Origin of the sequence: Acinetobacter sp. XH1741 (genome assembly GCF_041021895.1) — a bacterium.
Taxonomy (GTDB): Bacteria; Pseudomonadota; Gammaproteobacteria; order Pseudomonadales; family Moraxellaceae; genus Acinetobacter.
On sequence record NZ_CP157428.1, the window covers coordinates 1,284,803 to 1,306,174 of the forward strand.

Consider the following 21,372-nt stretch of genomic DNA (forward strand, 5'->3'; position numbering starts at 1 on the left):
CTTAACTTCCTGAATAATATGAGTTAGTTCAATTTCTGAAGGGCTTCTTTAATACGTGCTGCAGCTGCCTTTAGAGTTACTGGATCACGTCCACAATTCATGCGAATGTAATGTCGGAGGCTATCGATGTTTTCACCAAAATGCATGCCTCCAATAGAAGCAACTTTTGCTGTTTCCAAAAGATATTGATCGGCTGAATCAAATCCTAACTCTTGGATTTTGTCGCCATACTTTGACAAGTCCAAGAATAGGAAAAATCCACCTTCAGGCTCAGTTACTTCTAAACCAGTGCAGTTTTTCAAGTCTTCAATGAATGTTTGCATGTTCTGTCTTGCAACTACCGCACGTTTCTTTGCAACGTCATCCATGTATTCTTGCATTGCTTCATGTGTCGCAATTTGGGCATAAGTCGAAGCAAACGAGTTTAAGTTCACCTGTACCTTTTCCATAACTTTAATCAGTTTGTCCGAAGCACAAATATATCCAGATCGGTCACCATGCATTCCATAGGTTTTACCGGGACCAGTGATATAAATGGTGTAGTCCCACATAGAGTGTGTTTGGTCTTTAAACTGCTGCGTAATATTTGAAATGTTTGCAGGCTTATTATTCAAAATATGTGATTCATACGGACAATCAAAAAGCACATAGATTGGGCTTAAACCTTTTGATAAACGTTCGGCATTGGCAGTCAAAATCACTTTCGAAATCGACTCTAATTCATCACGAGTGTAAATTTTGCCAGAAGGGTTTAGGCAGTCACCAAGAATGATAATTTTGGTCTTATCTGTAATGGTTTTTTCTAATTCAACTACATCAATCGCTTGGTTATAAAAGTCTTTGACATAGATTGGTTTAGCTTTACCTAAGTGCAATTCAATCATGTCTGCGTAATGAGGCCAGTTTGGTACTGGATAAATCACTTCATCGTCTGGATTTAGAAGTGTATGGAATACCACAGTGATAGCACCTTTAATACCGCCAGGAGTGACCATGATTTCAGTATCTGGATTGAAACTGATATCACGTAAACGCTTTACACGCTCAGCAATAGACTTCCGTAAGAAAGGGAAGCCTTTAACTGGTGCAAACTCATGGATAATTGCAGCATTATTTGAAATATAACTCTTAACTGCATCATCAATGCCGCTATTGGTCTTTTCATCTAAAGTACCAATACTTAAATCAATGACTTGATCATCTGCGCCAGACTTTTTATTTAATTCTAAAATTTTTGCCTTAGTTCCGTGTGTAATTGATTCACGTAAATTCAAGGCTGCTTGTGAAATACCTAAGTTTTGCATTGTGAAATCTCAAAATCCGTTTTAGTTAAAGTGATACAGCTTGATCAAACATTGCATTCCACATCTTAAGCTGGGCTTTCAATGTTTCATTTGCACCAAACTTAATCTCATCAAGGTCTTCTTGGTTATTACAGTTGTTATGGACACACTGTTTAGCATCTTGAGCGTGACGATCTTCGACGCCATTTTCGATATGGGCGTTAAAATAGACCTCAACTTTCTTAATGAATTCACTTGGATCAAGGTTTTTGTTATTGAATCTGAACGCTTCACGGAATACGGTAAGCATCTTATCAGCATGATTTTCTAGGGCCATGACTGCTCCCAACATGCGAGGATAACTACCCGTAATCAAACCTTGGATAGTATCTCGATACTGCAATGTCTCTGCGATGATTCGATCACTATTCTTAGCCTGTTGAACCTTCATCTCTGGAAGATTGTATTCTGCGGCACCAAATATATTGAGCGCATTCTCCATAAAGATTTCATGGCACTTGGCTTTTTCACCCATACCAGTTTCTTCACTTAAAATGTGGGTGAATAGGACTAGAGTGTCCATATCGTTTTCAAAAGCAGATCGCGAACATACATGAGCAATCCCTTTTACAGTTAGCTCGGTACGATAGAAGAAATTGTCACGAAATAAGATATATGATTCTGGCGTCCATGAAGTAGAAGTCAAATGCTTGAAATAATTGTTTTGGAAAATTTCATGATCATCCATTTTAGTAATGAATTCATCTAACTCAGCACTAATCGTTTCTTTACAATCAACATTTCCATTGATGATTACTTTAGAGTTCATTCTTGAATTATCCTTTTATAATGAAATTTATTTTTTACAGCGAAATTTTTATAACAAAGAAATAATCAAAAAAAATGAGTATTAAATATTTTAATGTTTGATAAAATTATCTAATATTTATGTGATAATTTATATTTTAGTGTAGTTTGGCTTGGTTAAAAATCAAAAATGGAATTTTAAATGTATCTTTTAGAAGACTTTTCAGTACTGCAACTTTCAATAATGTTAATAACAATAGTGTGCTCTTATATTATTTTTGGAATGGTGGGTTTTGGAACTGCATTAATCGCGAGTCCTGTATTACTTAACTTTTTACCTCTCTCACAAATTATTCCATTATTAGCCTTACTAGATATGTTCGCTGCCATTTCAAATGTCATTAAAGATGGTAAGAAGGCAGACTTTTCTGAATTAAAATTTCTAATACCACTTATGTTTGTCGGTAGTTTTCTTGGCTTTATACTGCTGATGAGAGTTAATGCAAGTTACGCACTTCTAGCATTTGGTATATTTACTCTTTTATATGCGGCTTACTCATTAAGTGGCTTTAAGCCACAGAAAAAACTAGAGAAAAAATTTGTTTTTCCTTTTGGATTATCTGGTGGCTTCTTAGGTGCCATGTTTGGTAGCGGTGGGTTTTTATATGCGATTTACCTCAATGGACGAATCGAAACCCCAGAAAAAATCCGTGTCACTCAAACTACATTAATTGGATGCAGCACGGTTTTTCGAGTCATTCTATTTACTACAGCAGGCGTGTATTTTTCGGATAACTTATTGTCACTTGCACTTCTGTTTATCCCATCGATGTTGATAGGTGCGTTCATTGGCAAGCGAATTACACTCAAATTGTCTAAGCAGCAATTCTTGAAAATTATTAATTTTATTGTACTGCTATCTGGAATATCGATTATTGTTAAATACGCTTTAACAGTATAGGTCCATTATTTTGGGTGCCTAAACTAATTAATTTGGATGTTAATAATTTTACTATTAAATTTATTTTATTTTTTAATAATGAAGGATGAGATATATATACTGCTTTATAGGAAATATTAATCAATACATTGATGCCTGTAGTGAAATAAAATCAATTAATTAATATCTATTTATAAATTTTAATAAATACAAGCCAAGAAAAAACCGCTAATAGATAGCGGTTTTTTCTTAATTAACTAAGTCGAAACTTACCAGCTTAATGCACCACCAGTTTGGTAGTCAGTTAACTGGTTTGCTGAAGTATTGCCATTATTGGTGGAAGTGTTGTCATTAACTATATATGTAGTAGTTTTTTGATCACATCATCACTTATTTAGAACTTAGGTTAATAATCTATTTTGTTTCATAAAAACAGGTAGACACATACCAACTAAAATCAAAAAACCACCAACTATCATATTAAAATGTAATTGTTCTTGAAGTAACCACATTGCAAAAATTGCTGCAAACACTGGTTCTAGGTTATAGATTAATACGGCTCTATTAGGAGTAGTATAAGATTGATAATTGGTTTGAACCCAAAAAGCAATTATGGTTGAGAAAATCGCTGTAATAAATAAAGCAGTAATTAAATTAAAATTCCATGTGGTGGGAATAATATTATGACCTGTAAAATTAATAACACAAGACATCACAACTGCGGTTGTAATAAGCTGCAAAATTGTCAATACCATACTGTTTTGCTGCTGGGATTGAATTTTATCAATGGCAATAATATGTATAGCTGAAAAAATAGAACCTAAAATAACTAGAAGTTCTCCCTTTTGTAATACCCAGTCTTGCATATCGGACATCACATATATCCCGATAAGACCAAGTAGTGTGGCTATAACAATGTCTAATGAGGGGAGTTTATAAGCGATAATGCTTGTTAAAATTAATACCCAAATTACACTTAACCCCGCCAGAAAACCAGTACTTGATGCAGTCGTGAGTTCTAGACCAAATATTAAAAAAATAAAAGAAAGACTTAAAAGAAAACCCAAAAATATACCTGAAAAAAGCGTTTTAGTTTCTATTTTTGAAAGGTCTTTCATTGCAAAAGGAAATAGTAAAATTGCAGCTAAAATAAACCGTAATGCCAAAACTGTAGCAACAGGATATTCATTGATGGCTAATTTCATGACAGGAAAACCAATTCCCCATCCAGCAGCAACAGTTAATAATAAGAGTTCAGCAACAATTTTTTTATTTTTAATCACTTAATACTCTTTTAATCTTTCATATGTGGTGTAAATTAAATCTAAAGCTGTATCTAGATCTTCTAAAGTTGTCCTATTTCCAAAACTTAAACGAATTGCGCTTTGACTAATTTCATCATCAAGCCCCATAGCAGTAAGTACATGACTAGGCTTTTGTTCGGATGAAAGACAGGCAGATGCACTACTTAAAGCAACTTTCATTTTGAGTTTTTTGAGTAATGTACTTGATTTAACCGCTGGCAAAGAAAAATTAATCGTATTAGGAAGGCTCTGTTTTTCACAGCCATTCACAATGGCATGAGGGAAAAACTGTCTCAATTTTTTAAGAAGATATGTTTTGAGCTGTTTTTGTTGTGCAATATTGTCTTCATGCAATGCAATAAAGAGTTCGGCCGCTTTTGCCATACCTGCTATTCCAGGTAAATTGGCTGTTCCACTTCGCATACCCGATTCTTGTCCGCCACCATGAACAAGTGGAGAATTCAAAATGATATCCTGCTGATTACAGTACAACACGCCCACTCCTTTAGGGCCATAAAACTTATGTGCTGAAATACTTACGAAATTAGGTTTAATATCTTTAACAGAAAAGGGGAGTTTTCCAATCCATTGAGCCGCATCGGTATGAAATAAAATATGATGGTCATGTGCAATTTGGCTAATTTCTTGAAGCGGCTGAAGCGTTCCTGTTTCGTTATTTGCAGCCATGATAGAAATGAGGCGTGTATTAGGTTGTAAAGCTGTTTTCAATGATTGAATACAAACTTTTCCAGATTTATCAACAGGTAAATAAGTAACTTCTACATCTTCACGTTGCTTGAGGTGTTCGCAAATATTAATCAGACATTTATGTTCTATGCTACTAGTAATAATATGCACAGTCCCTTGAGGTTTATAATAATCCACAACAGCGCGAATAACAGTATTGTTTGCCTCAGATGCACCTGAGTTAAATATAATGTGATTTGGGTCAGCATCAATCATTTGAGCAACAGTGGCTCTACATTTTTCTAAATGATGATATGCTTTAATTCCCTCGTGATGACTGACAGAAGCAGAGTTTGCAAAGTAGTCATGAAAGCAAGCTGTCATTGTTGACAGAACGTCAGGATCAATCGGCGTTGTTGCATTATAGTCAAGATAAATCATTGTTATACTCAAGCTTTATATATTTTGATTTAGGTATTTTTAGATGAGATGAATTTCGTGATTTACTTCTGCAATTTCCCCCGTATCATCACCAAAAAATATATTAATAATTGAATGATTGATATCTTGATTGGAATCTTTGATTGCAGAAAGTGCAAAGCGTCCTTGGGTCACCTTGGTTTTGTCTGAAAGATCAGACCAATCAATAATGATAATATTGGTCACATCAGCAAATCGTTGTTTAACTTTAGTCAGAACATCTTTGTAGTGTTGAGACATAATGGCAGGACATTTGGCTGTAAATGTATGCCCTTGGCGACGTGCCATAACAAACGAATGATTTTGATCTGTTAATTTAATTTCAGTATGGGTTTCTTCTTCATTGAAAATAAAAGGACTCTTATCTTTTTTAATTATTTTTTTGATACTATCAATTGCTCTATTTTTACTGGTTCGTTCAGAAAAAATAAGTACTTTATCTCGTTTGATCAGTTTGCTATTCGATAAAATAGATTCCAGTTCGCTAGGTAATTCTGATCTTATTGAATCTTGCTTCGTTTCTGTTGATAAGATTGTACAACTCTCTTCTGAACAAGCTAAACCCAGATCATCAATTAAAATGCCATAAGTGAGCTTAATGTCTCTTTGATATTTTTTTATAATCATTGAGCCAAGTGCTATGGCATCATTTAATGTATTAATTGCAAAATCATCTGCACCAAAATTATGACTAAAATGTCCACCTTCAAGATAAATTACAGTTTTATCATTAATTTGTTGATAAATACTATCAACAACAGTCATAACATTACTTAAATAATCTTTATCATATAAATTCATTCTTATTCCTATTCGTTATATGTATATATATATTGTTAGATTAGCATTTTGACCGAAAACCTTTGAGGCAAAAAATGACATTTTTACCGTAATATTTGAATTAGGCTGTGAAATAAAAAAACTAGGTTTTTTCAAATTTAAGAAAAAGATTTTTCCAAAAATACCTGACAGAAACTGAACAAACTTTTCTATGGATATTGTAAGGGGAGCGAAGATAAAACTATAAAGGTGGTGCTGAAGTGTATAAATATTTTGAAACTAACCAACATATGCATAAACGAGTTTATATTTGCAGGAGTGATCAAATAGTTAAAGTAATTAACAAAACTCAATTAAAGAAAAACCGCCAACTTGTGGCGGTTTTTTTATCAATGACAGTTTATGTGTCACTTGATGGTAACTCTTAAACTTACCAGCTTAACGCACCACCAGTTTGGTAGTCAGTTACGCGAGTTTCGAAGAAGTTCTTCTCTTTACGTAAGTCCATCATCTCAGACATCCACGCAAATGGATTCGTTACACCAGCAAATTGCTCTGGTAAACCTAACTGAGATAAACGACGGTTACAGATGAATTTCAAGTATTCTTCCATCATGCTTGCGTTCATACCCAATACACCGCGTGGCATCGTGTCACGTGCATATTCGATTTCAAGCATTGTGCCTTCAAGAATCATTTGAATGACTTCTTGTTGGAACTCGGCAGTCCAAAGGTGAGGGTTCTCAATCTTGATTTGGTTAATCATGTCGATACCAAAGTTCAAGTGCATAGACTCATCACGCAAGATGTATTGGAACTGCTCAGCAACACCGTTCATCTTGTTACGACGACCCATACTTAAAATTTGAGTAAAGCCACAGTAGAAGAAGATCCCTTCGAGTACACAGTAGAATGCGATCAAGTTACGAAGTAAACGTTGGTCGTTTTCAGGAGTACCTGTGTGGAAAGTAGGGTCACTTAAAGATTGAGTGTACTTGAGGCCCCAAGATGCTTTACGCGCAACAGATGGAATCTCGCGGTACATGTTGAAGACTTCGCCTTCATCCATACCTAAAGATTCGATACAGTATTGGTAAGCGTGAGTGTGAATTGCTTCTTCAAACGCTTGACGCAAGATGTACTGACGGCATTCAGGGTTAGTAATGTGACGGTAAATCGCCAATACCAAGTTATTTGCAACCAAAGAGTCCGCAGTAGAGAAGAAACCTAAAGAACGCATAACAATAGTACGCTCATCTTCAGTTAAGCCATTTTCAGACTTCCAAAGTGCGATGTCATGGTTCATGTTAACTTCTTGCGGCATCCAGTGGTTTGCACACCCGTCAAGATATTTCTGCCAAGCCCATTCGTATTTAAACGGTACAAGTTGGTTCAAGTCCGCACGACAGTTAATCATCGCTTTGTCGTCAACTTGAACGCGTTGTGCGCCCATTTCTAGCTCTTCAAGGCCAGGAGCAACGTCTAAGTGTTCTAGGGCTGCAGAGGCTCTAGCCATCGTATCGGAGGCAACTGTTGGTCGCACGGAATGGGTTCCAGCGGATTGTGGAGCTGCCATGCTCGGCGATGATGGCTGCGCAGTAGATACATTCTGCGAATCAGACGTTTTTTCCGGTTGGATGGGCGCAGACTTGTGTTCAGGTGCAGCCGGTTTTTGCGAATCATCTTCAAAATCGTCCCAACTAAGGATAGACATTTTTGTTCTCTCTTCGTTGTATATATCTAAGTTCGACATCTCTAAACGAAGATGTCCCTACTATACGCTTTTAATGTGTAAACAAAATTAAGTTTTATTGATGTATGACCAAATTTTGGGCCTTTGGTCTCTACTCCCTACAACTTATTTTGCTTACGCTGCTGCTTACGTATTGTGATAAATGCGTAAACCATCGGCATATAAAAGAAAATAAAGGCAAAGATTAATACTCCAACACCAAGCATATAGTTATGGCTGAGATGAGAAAGCATAATCTTTACCTCTTTTAAAATTGCTCTTTAGTGAAAAAGAGCAATTTTATTGAATGTTATTGGCAAGCTTCACAATCAGGGTTGTCTATTGAGCAAGCCATTGGTACAGGAGCTGCTTGGGTAAAGCCTTCTTCTTCAACTGCTGCTTCTGGTTTCTTCGCTTCTACAACAGGGGCAGCAACTGGAGCCGCTTCAACGGTCGCAGGTTTAACTGCGTTTAACGCACCTGTGTTGATTGTAGATTTTTCAGCAGAAGTTGCACCTAAAGCTCGGAGGTAATAAGTCGTCTTAAGACCACGTAACCATGCCATCTTATAAGTGATGTCAAGTTTCTTACCATTTGCACCAGCGATGTAAAGGTTAAGTGACTGAGCTTGATCAATCCATTTTTGACGGCGTGATGCAGCATCAACGATCCAACGTGTATCTACTTCAAATGCAGTAGCAAAGATTGCTTTTAATTCTTCAGGAATACGTGCAATTTTTTGTACTGAACCTTCAAAGTGTTTAAGGTCGTTAACCATCACTGTATCCCAAAGACCGCGATCTTTTAATGCGCGAACAAGGTATGGGTTAATTACAGTGAACTCACCAGACAAGTTAGATTTCACATATAAGTTTTGGAATGTTGGCTCAATAGACTGAGAAACACCACAAATGTTCGAGATGGTTGCAGTTGGAGCAATCGCCATCACGTTTGAGTTACGCATACCGTCTTTTTGAACTTTGGCACGTAAAGTGTCCCAGTCTAAACGTTGAGTACGGTCAACTTCGAACATGCGCTCTGGACGAGATTTCGCAACAATTTCTAAAGAATCGATTGGAAGGATACCTTGATCCCACAATGAACCTTTAAATGTTGAGTAAGCACCACGTTCAACAGCCAAGTTGCTTGAAGTTTCAATCGCGTAGTAGCTAATCACTTCCATTGATTCATCTGCAAAATCAACAGCAGCGTCTGAACCGTAAGCAATACCCATTTCGTATAGTGCATCTTGGAAGCCCATGATACCCATACCGACAGGGCGGTGTTTCAAGTTCGAGTTTTTCGCTTGTGGTACAGCGTAGTAGTTAATGTCGATAACGTTATCGAGCATACGTACTGCTGTTTTAATAGTGCGAGCTAATTTCTCACGGTCTAACACACCACCTTGAACGTGTTGTACAAGGTTGATCGAACCCAAGTTACATACTGCAATTTCATCTTGATTTGTGTTCAAGGTAATTTCAGTACATAAGTTAGATGAGTGAACTACGCCAACGTGTTGTTGTGGTGAACGTAAGTTACATACATCTTTGAACGTGATCCAAGGGTGACCAGTTTCAAACAACATAGAAAGCATTTTGCGCCATAAATCTTTAGCACGTACTTTCTTGTGTAGCATGTTAGTTTCTTTCGCTACAGACTCATAGTAAGCATAACGCTCAGCAAATTCAGCACCTGTTAAATCGTGCAAGTCTGGAGTTTCAGAAGGAGTAAACAGTGTCCATTCACCATCTTCAAATACACGTTGCATAAACAAGTCTGGAACCCAGTTCGCAGTGTTCATGTCATGTGTACGGCGGCGGTCATCACCTGTGTTTTTACGAAGTTCTAAAAACTCTTCGATGTCTAAGTGCCAAGTTTCTAAGTACGCACATACCGCACCTTTACGCTTACCACCTTGGTTTACCGCAACTGCTGTATCGTTCGCTACTTTAAGGAACGGAACAACACCCTGAGATTTACCGTTTGTACCTTTAATATAAGAGTTCAAGGCACGTACTGGTGTCCAGTCATTACCTAAACCACCAGCCCATTTAGAGAGCATCGCGTTGTCACGCATTGCACCATAAATGTCATAAAGGTCATCGCCGATTGTTGTTAAATAACAACTTGAAAGCTGTGGACGTAATGTACCTGAGTTAAACAGGGTAGGCGTAGACGCCATGTAGTCGAAGCTAGACAATAAGTTATAGAACTCGATTGCACGTTCTTCTTTATCTTGCTCATTAAGTGCAAGACCCATTGACACACGCATGAAGAATAATTGTGGTAATTCGAAGCGTACGCCGTTTGAGTGAATGAAGTAACGGTCAAATAGAGTCTGTAAACCTAAATAGGTGAACTGATTAGAACGTTCTGGCTGAATTGCTGCTGCTAATTTTTCTAAGTCGAAGTCAAGCAAGTCAGGTGAAAGCAAATCAAGCTCAACACCTTTTTTCAAGAATGCTTCAAGTGCATTGTTTTCAGGTGTGTCTGTTGCTAAACCTAAGAACTCTAAACCTGTGCCCACTAACTCATTACAAAGCAAACGTGCAGTTACGTAAGTGTAGTTTGGTTCTTGTTCAATACGGGTACGTGTTGCCATCATCATGGTTGTGGCAATATCACTTTCTTTTACGCCGTTATATAAGTTCTTAACGGTTTCATCCACAATGGCTTGAACGTCAATACCTTCCAAACCTTCAGCTGCTTTAGAAACAGTTGCTTGCAATGCACTTAAATCAAGTGGCTGAAGCTGACCGTTTTTATCGGTAACTTGTAAAGTAGGGTGGTGGTTTGAGTTTGTTTGCTGACGAGCATTAGCACGTTGTTCACGGTAAATTACATAAGCGCGGGCAACTTTTTGTTCCCCAGTACGCATTAAAGCAAGTTCTACTTGATCTTGAATCTCTTCAATATGGATCGTACCACCCGATGGTAAACGGCGAGTGAAAGTATTTAATACCATTTCCGTCAACTGGGTAATACGGTCGTGAATACGGCTTGAATCCGAACTCTGTTGACCTTCCACAGCAAGAAAAGCTTTACCAATCGCAACTGAAATTTTCTCTGCATCAAATGCAGCAACATCTCCAGTGCGTTTAATCACCTGAATTTGACCGGGAGTCGAAGTAATTACGCTCATGCCAGCATAGCTCCATTGTCACTTTTGTTATGTTTATAGACCGTTTGAACCGAGCAAAAAACATGCCACGATATTTGAGGGATAAACACAAGACTTAGTAGTTAAAGTTTATTTTCAACACAAGATACGGGATTTTTTAAGCTAGATCAATCTTGACTTTTTAGTAATTTTTTATCTGTATGATTTGTCGGGAGATAGCATACCAAAGCTAACAAAAAACACTTATAGATAACTTTGTGGATAACTCAAAAAACAAGCACTTGAATGAATTTAAAATCAAAGAAGAAATAATTTGTTTAATATTCATACATAGGAAATATGAATAGATTATGACTTTTAATAACAATAAACAGATCTTAAAAATACTTGGAAATTCAAAGGCTAATAAAATGCAACAAAACACAGTTGTCATGTATCAGTTTGGTGAACGCCTACTTGTTTACAATGTAAACGTGTGTATATTGCAAATGATAAACGAATGTATCTGCAAGATTTTTAAGATGCATGTAATGAGATTTATAGGGGCAATGATATGAGCCAAGAAGAAAAGTTACCAAAGATTCTGATCGTTGAAGATGATGAGCGCTTAGCGCGATTAACTCAAGAATATCTAATCCGCAACGGTTTGGAAGTTGGTGTAGAAACTGATGGTAACCGTGCAATTCGTCGTATTATTAGTGAACAACCAGATCTAGTGGTCTTGGATGTCATGTTGCCGGGTGCCGATGGCTTAACAGTTTGCCGTGAAGTTCGTCCACACTACCATCAACCGATTCTGATGTTGACTGCACGTACAGAAGACATGGATCAGGTACTTGGTCTAGAAATGGGTGCAGACGATTATGTTGCTAAACCAGTTCAACCACGTGTGCTATTAGCGCGTATTCGTGCACTATTACGTCGCACAGATAAAACTGTTGAAGATGAAGTTGCACAGCGTATTGAATTTGATGACCTTGTGATTGACAATGGCGGCCGTTCAGTGACTTTAAACGGTGAGTTAGTTGACTTTACAAGTGCTGAATATGACTTGTTATGGTTGCTTGCTTCAAATGCTGGTCGTATCTTATCGCGTGAAGATATCTTCGAGCGTTTACGTGGTATCGAATACGATGGTCAAGACCGTTCAATCGATGTACGTATTTCACGTATTCGTCCAAAAATTGGCGATGATCCTGAAAATCCAAAGCGTATTAAAACTGTACGTAGTAAAGGTTACTTGTTTGTTAAAGAAACCAATGGATTGTAAAATCTGATTAAACTTCCTATAAGGTTGGTCGAGTGTTTAAACACAGTATATTCCTGCGAATATATGCGGGATTGGTAATTCTTGTTGTTTTGGTAGCGGTTTTTGGCTATTTACTGGTACAAATTATCAACTATCAACGCGCACAAGAATACCGCGAGTCTTTAACTGATGGTATTTCGTACGTCATTAGTGAAGGAGTTGCTCGACAACCTGGGAAGCAGCAGAAGATAGATTGGATTTCAGATGCATCTGATTTGCTTGAACTTCCAATTTATTACACCGATGCAAATAAGGTTGAATTGTCTCGAACCGAGAAAAAGCGGATCGAAGCACAAAAATCTGTAGTTCGTTACGATGCCAGTAATAGCATTGCGTATGTGATTATTGGCTTACGTGACGACCCTCAACATTATTTATCAATTAAAGTCGACAAAATTAGTGAAAGGCAAATGAAAGCCCTCCCTATTTTTGTGCTCGATTATTTGATGTTTTATCCTGGGCAAGAGCAAGAATATCTTGCCAAGATTCAAAAGCATTTCTCATATCCAATTAATATTCAAAATGTTCAAGATGTAAATCTGGACTCGGAACAGATTGGACGTTTACGCCAAGATCAAAGCGTTATGTTGTACAAAGATAGTGCAACAGTACGTGGCACTACTATTTCGATTGTGTCTCCAATCCCGAATCACCCTGCACAAGTTTTGGTGTTGGGCCCAGTTCCAATGTTTAACTGGATGCCATTACAGCTTTCGGCAGGGATTACCTTATTTAGCCTATTCTTATTAAGTTTGGGTGTTTATGGTTTGATTCTGCCGTTAGAGCGCAAGATCCGACAAGTGCGTTATGCATTAAACCGTATGAAATCGGGTGATTTGTCATTGCGTGTTCCTATTGAAGGAAGTGATGAGATGGCAAATTTGGCTTCAAGTTATAATAATATGTCCGATCATATTCAGCGTTTGATTGAAGCTCAGCGTGAGTTAATGCGTGCTGTGTCTCATGAACTTAGAACTCCTGTTGCGCGTATTCGCTTTGGTACAGAAATGTTAGCCGAAGAAGATGATTACAATCATCGTATGCATCAGGTCGACATGATTGATAAAGATATTGAAGCACTCAATACCTTAATTGACGAAATTATGACCTATGCAAAACTAGAGCAGGGTACACCCTCATTAGATTTTGCGGAAATTGTACTTTTTGAAGTGTTGGATCAGGTTGCTGTTGAAACTGAAGCTTTAAAAACCCAAAAAGAAATTGAACTCATTCCACCTCCTTTATATGTAAAAGTAGATGCAGAGCGCCGTTATCTACACCGTGTTGTACAAAACTTGGTAGGTAATGCTGTTCGCTATTGTGATAACAAAGTACGTATTACAGGTGGTATTCATAGCGATGGCATGGCTTTTGTCTGTGTTGAAGATGATGGGCCGGGTATTCCTGAACAAGACCGCAAGCGTGTATTTGAAGCCTTTGCACGTTTAGATGACAGCCGTACGCGTGCGTCAGGTGGTTATGGTTTGGGTCTTTCAATTGTAAGTCGTATTGCTTACTGGTTTGGCGGCGAAATCAAAGTTGATGAAAGCCCAAGCTTAGGTGGTGCGCGTTTTATCATGACGTGGCCTGCACATCGATTCAAACAACCGCCACTCAAGGCAAATAAAAAAGCACCTGCATAAGGTGCTTTTTTATTGGTTTATTTATAATTGGCTCGCATCGGGTTCTAAAATAGGTTTGCCACTTCTTAAGCTATTGAGCGCATCTGGATTAAAGTCAATTAAGAGCGAATTGTTTTTAGCATCGATTTGATATTTTTGAATAAGAGGTTGGTCTCCATTCAAAGTTTCAACTTTATATGAATCTGCAATATGTAAAATGCCTTCTAGATTTGTTGTGGTTGACGCGAAATCTTGTCTAAAAATCTCATAGACATCTCGCAAGTCAAAAATGGCATTATCTGCATCTGGGTGTTTTTGAATATAGCTTTCTATATGTCGCACGAGTAATTGTGCAAACAAGTAATAGTCTGGTTTATGCGTATATTCTAGATTCATACATTTTTCTCCTTATTATCTGTTCCTAGCATACATGGCAAAAACAGAAGTTATTGTATAAAATTCATTACACTAGATGATGACTTAGGAATATTACAAAGAAATAAAAACTCGATTACGTCCCTCGCGCTTTGCTTGATAGAGTGCGTCGTCTGCTTCTTTAAAAAGACTTTCAATAGAACGATGAGAGCTTGGTGAATATAAGCTAATACCAATACTTACCTGTACAAAAATAGGCAATTTCCCATAAACATAAATAGGCTGCTGGCTAATTTTAATGCGTATTCTTTCGGCAAGTTCAAACGCTGCTTCTTTGGTGGTGTCCGGAATAAAAATTGCAAATTCCTCGCCGCCAAAACGCCCTAACAAATCATGAGGGTGTAAAATATTTTGGATAGTTGTTACGCAGGTTTGTAAGGCTCTATCACCAATTAAATGCCCATAATTGTCATTCACATTTTTAAAATGGTCGACATCCAGCATAAAAAAAGCAGAGGTTTTATTTTCCTTCTGTACTTTTTCTTGGAGCAGTCGAACTGATTGTAAAAATTGACGTCTGGTTAAACTTGAAGTGAGTTCATCGTGTGCAATGGCATGTTGTAGCTTTTGAATTAATTCGGAGTGAAGCGCACTAATACTAGAAACTGTGAGCGGCGCAATGGTCATCATAATTAAACCAATCCGAAATGAAATGGTGTTATTTAAATATTCATTTGGATATAGCAATAAATAATGACTAGACACATGATAAATAATATAAGCGCTAGCAAACGATGTAATCAGGGCAACAATAATCGGTTTATAGCGAATAGCGCACCAGATTAAAGCTGCAATAGGATAAAGCAGGGAACCTGGTCCTGAATCGTAACAACTTACGCCAATTGAAAGTAAAACCGCCAAAAAAGGTAATAAGTCCGCAGTGTTAATGGCGTTACGATTTCTACTTAAATAGTGTTTTATTTTAGGGTAGGGAGGAATATTTAAAATAATCGGTAATAACAGCAACGCATTTTGTAGTTCTGATGTCACCCAATAACCAAACTCAGCCCAAAAATCTCCTATCATAAATTTTGTATTAAACATGGGCACGAAGGTTGCTGTAAAAAAAGCACCGGTTACGCTGCCAATACCGCATAATGCAAATAAGACTAAATAAGAGTAACCCCGATAAGCTGCTTTTATATGGCGACTAAACAACATGGCGAGTGCTAATGTAGTCACCACATATAGGTAATTGGAGATGGTTAAAATAATAGTTAAAAAAAGCGGGGTGCCGTTAATCAAATCGGCAATCATATAACCCGTAAAAGCCCCTATAAAGCTTCCTAGTTGGCGCGTTTGTGGGAAACGGATCAGTAGGCCAAGAAATATGGAGTTGGCGGGCCAGAAAAATGCAAGAAAACTAAGGGGGCGAGATGCAATTCCAATAAAACAGCATATCGAAATAATAATGGTAAATAGGAAGAAAAATTTCAGGGAGGAATAAAATGAAAATTCACGAAGTGAGTATGGCATCAGCTGCCCTTAATGATAAACACTCTTATCCAAGAGTAAAAAATATTAATGCATGATTAAACATTCATCATAATTCAGAGGGGAAGATGAATACAATAAAAAACGGCCTAATATTATAAAAAAGTAAGGTGTTTAAATTGACCGATTGAGCAATTGTGCAAATAATATTAAAAATCAAAAAATGAAAAAAATCATTACAAGTGCTAAAACTATCAAATAAACCGATTATAAGCGGTGAAACCCCCTCTACAAGACATAGATCAATACTTTTGATTGGAAAATCATCCAAAAGACTAAGACGCTTCAACTAGCATGGGAAATTAGAAATCAGGTACAATTGGCGGGATTAATTTTGTGTTTGGTGTATTCAAAGGCCAATACATACATTCTTTGTTAAATAATAGGCCTGCCAGGAGTTATCCCCGCATGAGTGCCATTACTCCATACGACTGGGCGATTATCGCCTTCGTGATCGGCGTTACATTTCTTTGCGTCTTTATGCTCACAGTTCCCTTACTCCTCGGGGGAAAATCGTGGGGACGTGCTAAGCAAGAGCAGTTTGAATCAGGTGTCGTGAGTGCTGGTGGCGCTCGCATTCGCCTGTCTGCAAAGTTCTATCTAGTTGCAATTTTCTTTGTTGTTTTCGACTTAGAGGCACTTTACCTCTATGCATGGTCTACTTCGGTGCGTGAAGTAGGGTGGTTGGGATATACCACTGTCGTGATCTTTGTCGTTGACCTGTTAATTGCGCTTGTTTATGCCTTCTCTGTAGGTGCCTTAAGTTGGTCACCGGCAGATCGTCGTAAATCAGCTGGTGAAAAGATTAAAGTCGGTTCACCATCAATGAACATTGCTGAAATCACACGCTTTAACTCTATTGAAGAGCTCGTAACTGACCCTACAGGCCAGATTCCAGCCCAATCATCAGGTCGTGTTAAGTCAAAAACTACACCTGCATTGTCATCTGAAAAGGAGTAAGTCGGGATGAAATATACTCTGACCCGCGCGAATCCGGATGCTGATCAATACCCATTGCAAGAACGTCAAATCGTGACGGATCCGCTTGAAGAGGAAGTGAATAAAAACGTATTCATGACTCGTTTAGAGGATGTCTTGCATACAGCAGTAAACTGGGGACGTAAAAACTCTTTGTGGCCATTTAACTTTGGTACCTCATGTTGTTACGTTGAATATGCTACGACTTTAACAGGCGTACATGACTTGTCCCGTTTCGGTGCAGAGGTTATTCGTGCTTCACCTCGTCAGGCTGACTTGATGATTGTTGCAGGTACATGCTTTGTAAAAATGGCTCCGGTTATTCAACGTTTGTATGAACAAATGTTAGAGCCTAAATGGGTTATTTCAATGGGTGCTTGTGCAAACTCTGGAGGTATGTACGACATCTATTCAGTAGTTCAAGGTGTAGACAAAATCATTCCTGTTGACGTGTACGTCCCAGGTTGTCCGCCTCGTCCTGAAGCATTAATCCAAGCATTAATGCTTTTACAAGACCAGATTCAATTAGAGCGACGCCCGCTTTCTGCCGTGATCGGTGATGATCTTCAGCCAGTGTATAAGCCAAAGATGATGCCAGAACGTGATCGTAAGAATGCACAGCGTATTGCCGTTAAAAACTTACGCTCTATGGATGAGATTAAATAATTTTTTGACGGTGCTTTGACATATCTAACCGATATGTTCATCGAGAAAATTGACAGAATTTGTATTAAATAGGAAGCCAAGCCAATGGCTGAAACTGACATTGCTATGCCAGAGTCAACACCAGTTGATTCACGCCCAGCATTTGCAATCGTAGAAGAACTCAAAACCAAATTTGGTGAGAACTTCTATGTGCAGGCGACTTTTGAAGAGTTTCCAACAGTCTGGGTTGAGCGCGCACGCGTGCAAGAAGTCCTTATGTTCCTGCGTAAAGTGGAACGTCCTTATGTAATGCTGTTTGACTTATCAGCGATGGATGAGCGTTTACGTCAACATCGTGATGGTTTACCAGCATCTGACTTCACTGTGTTCTATCATTTATTATCGCTTGAGCGTAATAGTGACATTCGTATCAAGGTTGCCTTGAACGAAAATGATCTTAACCTCCCGACAGCGACAAATATCTGGCCAAATGCCAACTGGTATGAACGTGAAGCTTACGATATGTTCGGTATCAATTTCGAAGGGCATCCAATGCTCCGTCGTATCTTGTTGCCAACTTATTGGGAAGGTCATCCGCTTCGTAAAGAATATTCAGCACGTGCGACAGAATATACGCCGTACATGCAAGACAAGGCGAAACAAGATTTCGAACAGGAACACTTACGCTTTGTACCTGAAGATTGGGGGCTTAAGCGTGGTAATGCTGACGAAGACTTCATGTTCTTGAACTTGGGTCCTAACCATCCATCTGCACATGGTGCGTTCCGTGTTGTATTGCAGTTAGATGGCGAAGAAGTGAAGGACTGTGTACCTGATATTGGTTATCACCACCGTGGTGTGGAAAAGATGGCTGAACGTCAAACATGGCATTCTTTCATTCCTTATACTGACCGTGTCGACTACTTAGGTGGTTGTGCTCAGAACATGCCTTATGTCATGGCTGTAGAGCAAATGGCAGGTATTAAAGTTCCTGAACGTGCACAAGTAATTCGTGTCATGTTGAACGAATTGTTCCGTATTAATAACCACTTGTTATTCTGTGGTACGGCAATTCAGGATGCCGGTGGTATGACACCAGTATTCTATATGTTCGCAGACCGTCAAAAAGTTTACGACATTGTTGAAGCAATCACGGGTTACCGTATGCACCCAGCATGGTTCCGTATTGGTGGTACAGCACATGACCTTCCAAACAACTGGCAAAAACTTGTTAAAGATTTGCTAGAGTGGATGCCAAAACGTCTGAACGAATACTACACAGCTGCACTTAAAAACTCTGTGTTTATTGGTCGTACACGTAATGTTGCTCAATACGATGCGAAATCTGCGCTTGCGTGGGGTGTGACTGGTACTGGTTTACGTGCAACAGGTATTGATTTCGACGTACGTAAATACCGTCCATACAGTGGCTATGAAAACTTCGATTTTGATGTGCCAGTTGAGTATGAAGGCGATGCATACGCTCGTGTTCTTGTTCACTTCCGTGAAATTACTGAGTCACTCAAAATTATCAAACAGTGTTTGGATAACATGCCTTCTGGTCCATATAAAGCGGATCATCCATTGGCTGTTCCACCACCTAAAGATAAGACATTACAAGATATTGAAACCTTGATTACGCACTTCTTGAGCGTTTCGTGGGGTCCTGTCATGCCTGCTGGTGAATCATCATTCATGACTGAAGTTGTGAAAGGTGCAAGTACTTATTACTTGACTTCGGATAAGGCAACGATGAGTTATCGTACGCGTATTCGTACACCGACGTTTACTCACTTACAGCAAATGCCTTCAGTGATTAACGGCAGTTTAGTATCTGACTTAATCATTTATCTGGCGACCATTGACGTGGTTATGGCTGACGTGGATCGCTAAGAGGTAACACAATAATGATGATTTTGACTGATAAAAAACCACGTGTGAATGTTGAAGGAATTTTGACTGCGGAAGAAATTCACGACATCGAACATCACATTGGTCACTATCCGTACCCACGTGCAGCTTCTTTGGATGCATTGAAGTGTGTACAGCGCCGTAATGGCTGGGTAGATGATGCTCAAATGAATGCCATCGCACAGTTGTTGTCGATGAGTGTTGCAGATTTAGAGGGTGTTGCAACATTTTACAACCGTATCTATCGTCATCCGGTAGGTCGTCACGTAATTTTGCTTTGTGACTCAATTGCTTGCTTCTTGATGGGTGCAGAAACACTTGCTGAAGCGTTCCAGCGCGAATTAGGAATTCAGTATGGTCAGACGACACCAGATGGTCGTTTTACACTGCTTCCAATTTGCTGCCTAGGCAACTGTGACAAAGGCCCAACGTTAATGATTGATGAAGATACTCACGGTTTAGTGGAAGTGACATCAATCAAACAGTTATTGGAGAAGTATGTATGAATACCGAACCAAAACCAATTTATGGCGACGGTAATCCGGAAACTCATCCACTGACTTGGCGTTTAAGCAAACAAGAAGCAGTACGTAGCGCTGACGATTACGAAGCACTTGAAGGTTATGCAGGCTTTAAAAAAGCATTAGGTATGAAACCTGCTGAAGTGTTAGACGTCATTAAAGCTGCAACTGTAAAAGGTCGTGGTGGTGCAGGCTTCCCAGCAGGGATCAAATGGTCTCTAATGGCGCCAAATGATGGTGGTCCACGTTACTTAATCTGTAACGCCGATGAGATGGAACCGGGTACCTTTAAAGACCGTTTGTTGATGGAAAAACTTCCTCACCAATTGATCGAAGGCATGTTGATTGCAGGTTATACCCTAGAAGCAACTCAAGGTTATATCTTCATTCGTGGCGAATACATCGAAGCTGCACAATACCTAAATGAAGCGCTTGAGCAAATTCGCGCTAAAGGTTACTTAGGTGACAACATTTTAGGTTCTGGCTGGAACTTCGACTTACACGTGCACACAGGCGCAGGTCGTTATATCTGCGGTGAAGAAACTGCACTGATTAACTCACTTGAAGGTCGACGTGCTAACCCGCGTACGAAACCACCATTCCCGCAAGTTGCTGGTGCATGGGGTCGTCCGACGATTGTGAACAACGTTGAGACTTATAACAACTTGCCAGCAATCATGCTTCGTGGTCCAGAATGGTATATCGGTTTATCAGCTGGTAAATCAAAAGATCCAGGCACTAAGATTTATGGTGCGTCAGGTAAAGTTAAATTCCCTGGTCTTTGGGAACTTCCATTTGGTACGACTGCTCGTGAAGTAATTGAAGATCATGCTGGTGGTATGCGTGAAGGCTTGAAGCTTAAAGCATGGTTACCAGGCGGTGCTTCAACTGACTTTTTACCGGCAGATACCATTGATTTACCAATGGATGCGGACACTATTATGAAAGCAGGTTCTCGTTTGGGAACATGTTTGTTGATGGTGGTAGACGAAACTCAATGCATGGTATCGCTCACTCGTAACTTAGAAGAGTTCTTTGCGCGTGAATCATGTGGTTTCTGTACACCATGCCGTGATGGTTTGCCATGGGCTGTGAAAGCGCTTAAAGCACTTGAGACAGGTGAAGGTAAGAAAGAAGATATCGATCATTTACAAGAGTTAACTCGTAAATTGTGGATTGGTAAAACTTTCTGTGCCCACGCACCAGGTGCGATGGAGCCGCTTATGGGCGCACTCAAACATTTCCGTGGTGAGTTTGAAGCGAAAGTGACGAATCGTCCTGTCGTGCAAACCAGCCACGTAGAACAAGCTTAAGGAATTC

At 38.9% G+C, this 21,372-nt stretch carries 19 protein-coding genes; 9 read left to right on the forward strand and 10 right to left on the reverse strand.

Annotated elements, in window-relative coordinates:
- Positions 1-23 precede the first annotated feature (23 nt).
- Together ABLB96_RS06230 and ABLB96_RS06235 are read right to left on the reverse strand one after the other, a co-directional pair.
- Positions 24-1,304, reverse strand: coding sequence for a pyridoxal phosphate-dependent aminotransferase (locus ABLB96_RS06230; RefSeq protein ID WP_348895965.1), 1,281 nt, complete (start codon positions 1,302-1,304; stop codon positions 24-26).
- 25 nt (positions 1,305-1,329) lie between these two features.
- Entirely contained in the window at positions 1,330-2,112 is a 783-nt protein-coding gene (locus tag ABLB96_RS06235) for an iron-containing redox enzyme family protein (RefSeq protein ID WP_348895964.1), read from the reverse strand.
- Positions 2,113-2,292: 180 nt separating this feature from the next.
- Between ABLB96_RS06235 and ABLB96_RS06240 the strand changes: the two genes are divergently transcribed.
- Positions 2,293-3,051, forward strand: coding sequence for a sulfite exporter TauE/SafE family protein (locus tag ABLB96_RS06240; protein ID WP_348895963.1), 759 nt, complete (start codon positions 2,293-2,295; stop codon positions 3,049-3,051).
- Between the two features lie 380 nt (positions 3,052-3,431).
- On the opposite strand, the gene ABLB96_RS06245 is transcribed toward ABLB96_RS06240, so the two are convergent.
- The 6 genes from ABLB96_RS06245 to ABLB96_RS06270 form a co-directional block, all read right to left on the reverse strand.
- Entirely contained in the window at positions 3,432-4,313 is an 882-nt protein-coding gene (locus tag ABLB96_RS06245) for a DMT family transporter (RefSeq protein WP_348895962.1), read from the reverse strand.
- Positions 4,314-5,462 carry a cysteine desulfurase family protein gene (locus ABLB96_RS06250; RefSeq protein WP_348895961.1) on the reverse strand — a complete coding sequence of 383 codons (1,149 nt, stop codon included), beginning with the start codon at positions 5,460-5,462 and terminating at the stop codon, positions 4,314-4,316.
- 39 nt (positions 5,463-5,501) lie between these two features.
- The gene (locus ABLB96_RS06255; protein ID WP_348895960.1) at positions 5,502-6,302 is read right to left on the reverse strand and encodes a hypothetical protein; all 801 of its coding nucleotides are present in this window, start codon (positions 6,300-6,302) and stop codon (positions 5,502-5,504) included.
- 409 nt (positions 6,303-6,711) lie between these two features.
- Positions 6,712-7,995 carry a ribonucleotide-diphosphate reductase subunit beta gene (locus ABLB96_RS06260; RefSeq protein WP_348895959.1) on the reverse strand — a complete coding sequence of 428 codons (1,284 nt, stop codon included), beginning with the start codon at positions 7,993-7,995 and terminating at the stop codon, positions 6,712-6,714.
- Positions 7,996-8,132: 137 nt separating this feature from the next.
- Positions 8,133-8,267, reverse strand: a complete 135-nt coding sequence (locus ABLB96_RS06265) for a hypothetical protein (protein WP_002120013.1) — start codon at positions 8,265-8,267, stop codon at positions 8,133-8,135.
- 56 nt (positions 8,268-8,323) lie between these two features.
- Positions 8,324-11,158, reverse strand: a complete 2,835-nt coding sequence (locus ABLB96_RS06270) for a ribonucleoside-diphosphate reductase subunit alpha (RefSeq protein ID WP_348895958.1) — start codon at positions 11,156-11,158, stop codon at positions 8,324-8,326.
- 329 nt (positions 11,159-11,487) lie between these two features.
- Between ABLB96_RS06270 and ABLB96_RS06275 the strand changes: the two genes are divergently transcribed.
- The 3 genes from ABLB96_RS06275 to bfmS are packed head-to-tail and all read left to right on the forward strand — an operon-like array spanning position 11,488 to position 14,089.
- Positions 11,488-11,694, forward strand: coding sequence for a hypothetical protein (locus ABLB96_RS06275; RefSeq protein WP_348895957.1), 207 nt, complete (start codon positions 11,488-11,490; stop codon positions 11,692-11,694).
- On the forward strand, positions 11,691-12,407 hold the full coding sequence (bfmR, locus tag ABLB96_RS06280) for a response regulator transcription factor BfmR (protein ID WP_000076440.1): 717 nt from the start codon (positions 11,691-11,693) through the stop codon (positions 12,405-12,407). Before ABLB96_RS06275 ends, bfmR begins: the two co-directional genes overlap by 4 nt.
- Positions 12,408-12,439: 32 nt before the next feature.
- The gene (gene bfmS, locus ABLB96_RS06285) at positions 12,440-14,089 is read left to right on the forward strand and encodes a sensor histidine kinase BfmS (RefSeq protein WP_348895956.1); all 1,650 of its coding nucleotides are present in this window, start codon (positions 12,440-12,442) and stop codon (positions 14,087-14,089) included.
- Between the two features lie 21 nt (positions 14,090-14,110).
- Here bfmS and ABLB96_RS06290 read toward each other — a convergent pair whose 3' ends face one another.
- Positions 14,111-14,464: a hypothetical protein gene (locus tag ABLB96_RS06290; RefSeq protein WP_348895954.1), complete on the reverse strand. Its 354-nt coding sequence runs from the start codon at positions 14,462-14,464 to the stop codon at positions 14,111-14,113.
- Positions 14,465-14,557: 93 nt separating this feature from the next.
- A complete protein-coding gene (locus tag ABLB96_RS06295) occupies positions 14,558-15,979 on the reverse strand; it encodes a GGDEF domain-containing protein (protein ID WP_348895952.1) in 1,422 nt (473 codons plus the stop codon).
- A 426-nt stretch (positions 15,980-16,405) separates the two neighbouring features.
- On the opposite strand from ABLB96_RS06295, the gene ndhC reads away from it, so the two are divergent.
- The 5 genes from ndhC (at position 16,406) to nuoF (ending at position 21,365) form a co-directional block, all read left to right on the forward strand.
- Complete coding sequence (ndhC, locus tag ABLB96_RS06300; protein ID WP_263613015.1) at positions 16,406-16,957, forward strand: NADH-quinone oxidoreductase subunit A; 552 nt, start codon at positions 16,406-16,408, stop codon at positions 16,955-16,957.
- A gap of 6 nt (positions 16,958-16,963) precedes the next feature.
- Entirely contained in the window at positions 16,964-17,641 is a 678-nt protein-coding gene (locus tag ABLB96_RS06305; RefSeq protein ID WP_002050353.1) for an NADH-quinone oxidoreductase subunit B family protein, read from the forward strand.
- An 84-nt stretch (positions 17,642-17,725) separates the two neighbouring features.
- A complete protein-coding gene (nuoC, locus tag ABLB96_RS06310) occupies positions 17,726-19,513 on the forward strand; it encodes an NADH-quinone oxidoreductase subunit C/D (protein WP_284119193.1) in 1,788 nt (595 codons plus the stop codon).
- A 14-nt stretch (positions 19,514-19,527) separates the two neighbouring features.
- Positions 19,528-20,037, forward strand: coding sequence for an NADH-quinone oxidoreductase subunit NuoE (nuoE, locus tag ABLB96_RS06315; RefSeq protein ID WP_003653477.1), 510 nt, complete (start codon positions 19,528-19,530; stop codon positions 20,035-20,037).
- Positions 20,034-21,365 carry an NADH-quinone oxidoreductase subunit NuoF gene (gene nuoF / locus ABLB96_RS06320; protein WP_348895951.1) on the forward strand — a complete coding sequence of 444 codons (1,332 nt, stop codon included), beginning with the start codon at positions 20,034-20,036 and terminating at the stop codon, positions 21,363-21,365. The genes nuoE and nuoF overlap by 4 nt, the downstream gene beginning before the upstream one ends.
- Positions 21,366-21,372: the final 7 nt, after the last annotated feature.

Coding starts and splice junctions, on each gene's coding strand:
- ABLB96_RS06230 (WP_348895965.1), bottom strand. CDS start 1,304: ATGCAAAACTTAGGTATTTCACAAGCAGCCTTGAATTTACGTGAATCA.
- ABLB96_RS06235 (WP_348895964.1), bottom strand. CDS start 2,112: ATGAACTCTAAAGTAATCATCAATGGAAATGTTGATTGTAAAGAAACG.
- ABLB96_RS06240 (WP_348895963.1), top strand. CDS start 2,293: ATGTATCTTTTAGAAGACTTTTCAGTACTGCAACTTTCAATAATGTTA.
- ABLB96_RS06250 (WP_348895961.1), bottom strand. CDS start 5,462: ATGATTTATCTTGACTATAATGCAACAACGCCGATTGATCCTGACGTT.
- ABLB96_RS06255 (WP_348895960.1), bottom strand. CDS start 6,302: ATGAATTTATATGATAAAGATTATTTAAGTAATGTTATGACTGTTGTT.
- ABLB96_RS06260 (WP_348895959.1), bottom strand. CDS start 7,995: ATGTCTATCCTTAGTTGGGACGATTTTGAAGATGATTCGCAAAAACCG.
- ABLB96_RS06265 (WP_002120013.1), bottom strand. CDS start 8,267: ATGCTTTCTCATCTCAGCCATAACTATATGCTTGGTGTTGGAGTATTA.
- ABLB96_RS06270 (WP_348895958.1), bottom strand. CDS start 11,158: ATGAGCGTAATTACTTCGACTCCCGGTCAAATTCAGGTGATTAAACGC.
- ABLB96_RS06275 (WP_348895957.1), top strand. CDS start 11,488: ATGACTTTTAATAACAATAAACAGATCTTAAAAATACTTGGAAATTCA.
- bfmR (WP_000076440.1), top strand. CDS start 11,691: ATGAGCCAAGAAGAAAAGTTACCAAAGATTCTGATCGTTGAAGATGAT.
- ABLB96_RS06290 (WP_348895954.1), bottom strand. CDS start 14,464: ATGAATCTAGAATATACGCATAAACCAGACTATTACTTGTTTGCACAA.
- ABLB96_RS06295 (WP_348895952.1), bottom strand. CDS start 15,979: ATGCCATACTCACTTCGTGAATTTTCATTTTATTCCTCCCTGAAATTT.
- ndhC (WP_263613015.1), top strand. CDS start 16,406: ATGAGTGCCATTACTCCATACGACTGGGCGATTATCGCCTTCGTGATC.
- ABLB96_RS06305 (WP_002050353.1), top strand. CDS start 16,964: ATGAAATATACTCTGACCCGCGCGAATCCGGATGCTGATCAATACCCA.
- nuoC (WP_284119193.1), top strand. CDS start 17,726: ATGGCTGAAACTGACATTGCTATGCCAGAGTCAACACCAGTTGATTCA.
- nuoE (WP_003653477.1), top strand. CDS start 19,528: ATGATGATTTTGACTGATAAAAAACCACGTGTGAATGTTGAAGGAATT.
- nuoF (WP_348895951.1), top strand. CDS start 20,034: ATGAATACCGAACCAAAACCAATTTATGGCGACGGTAATCCGGAAACT.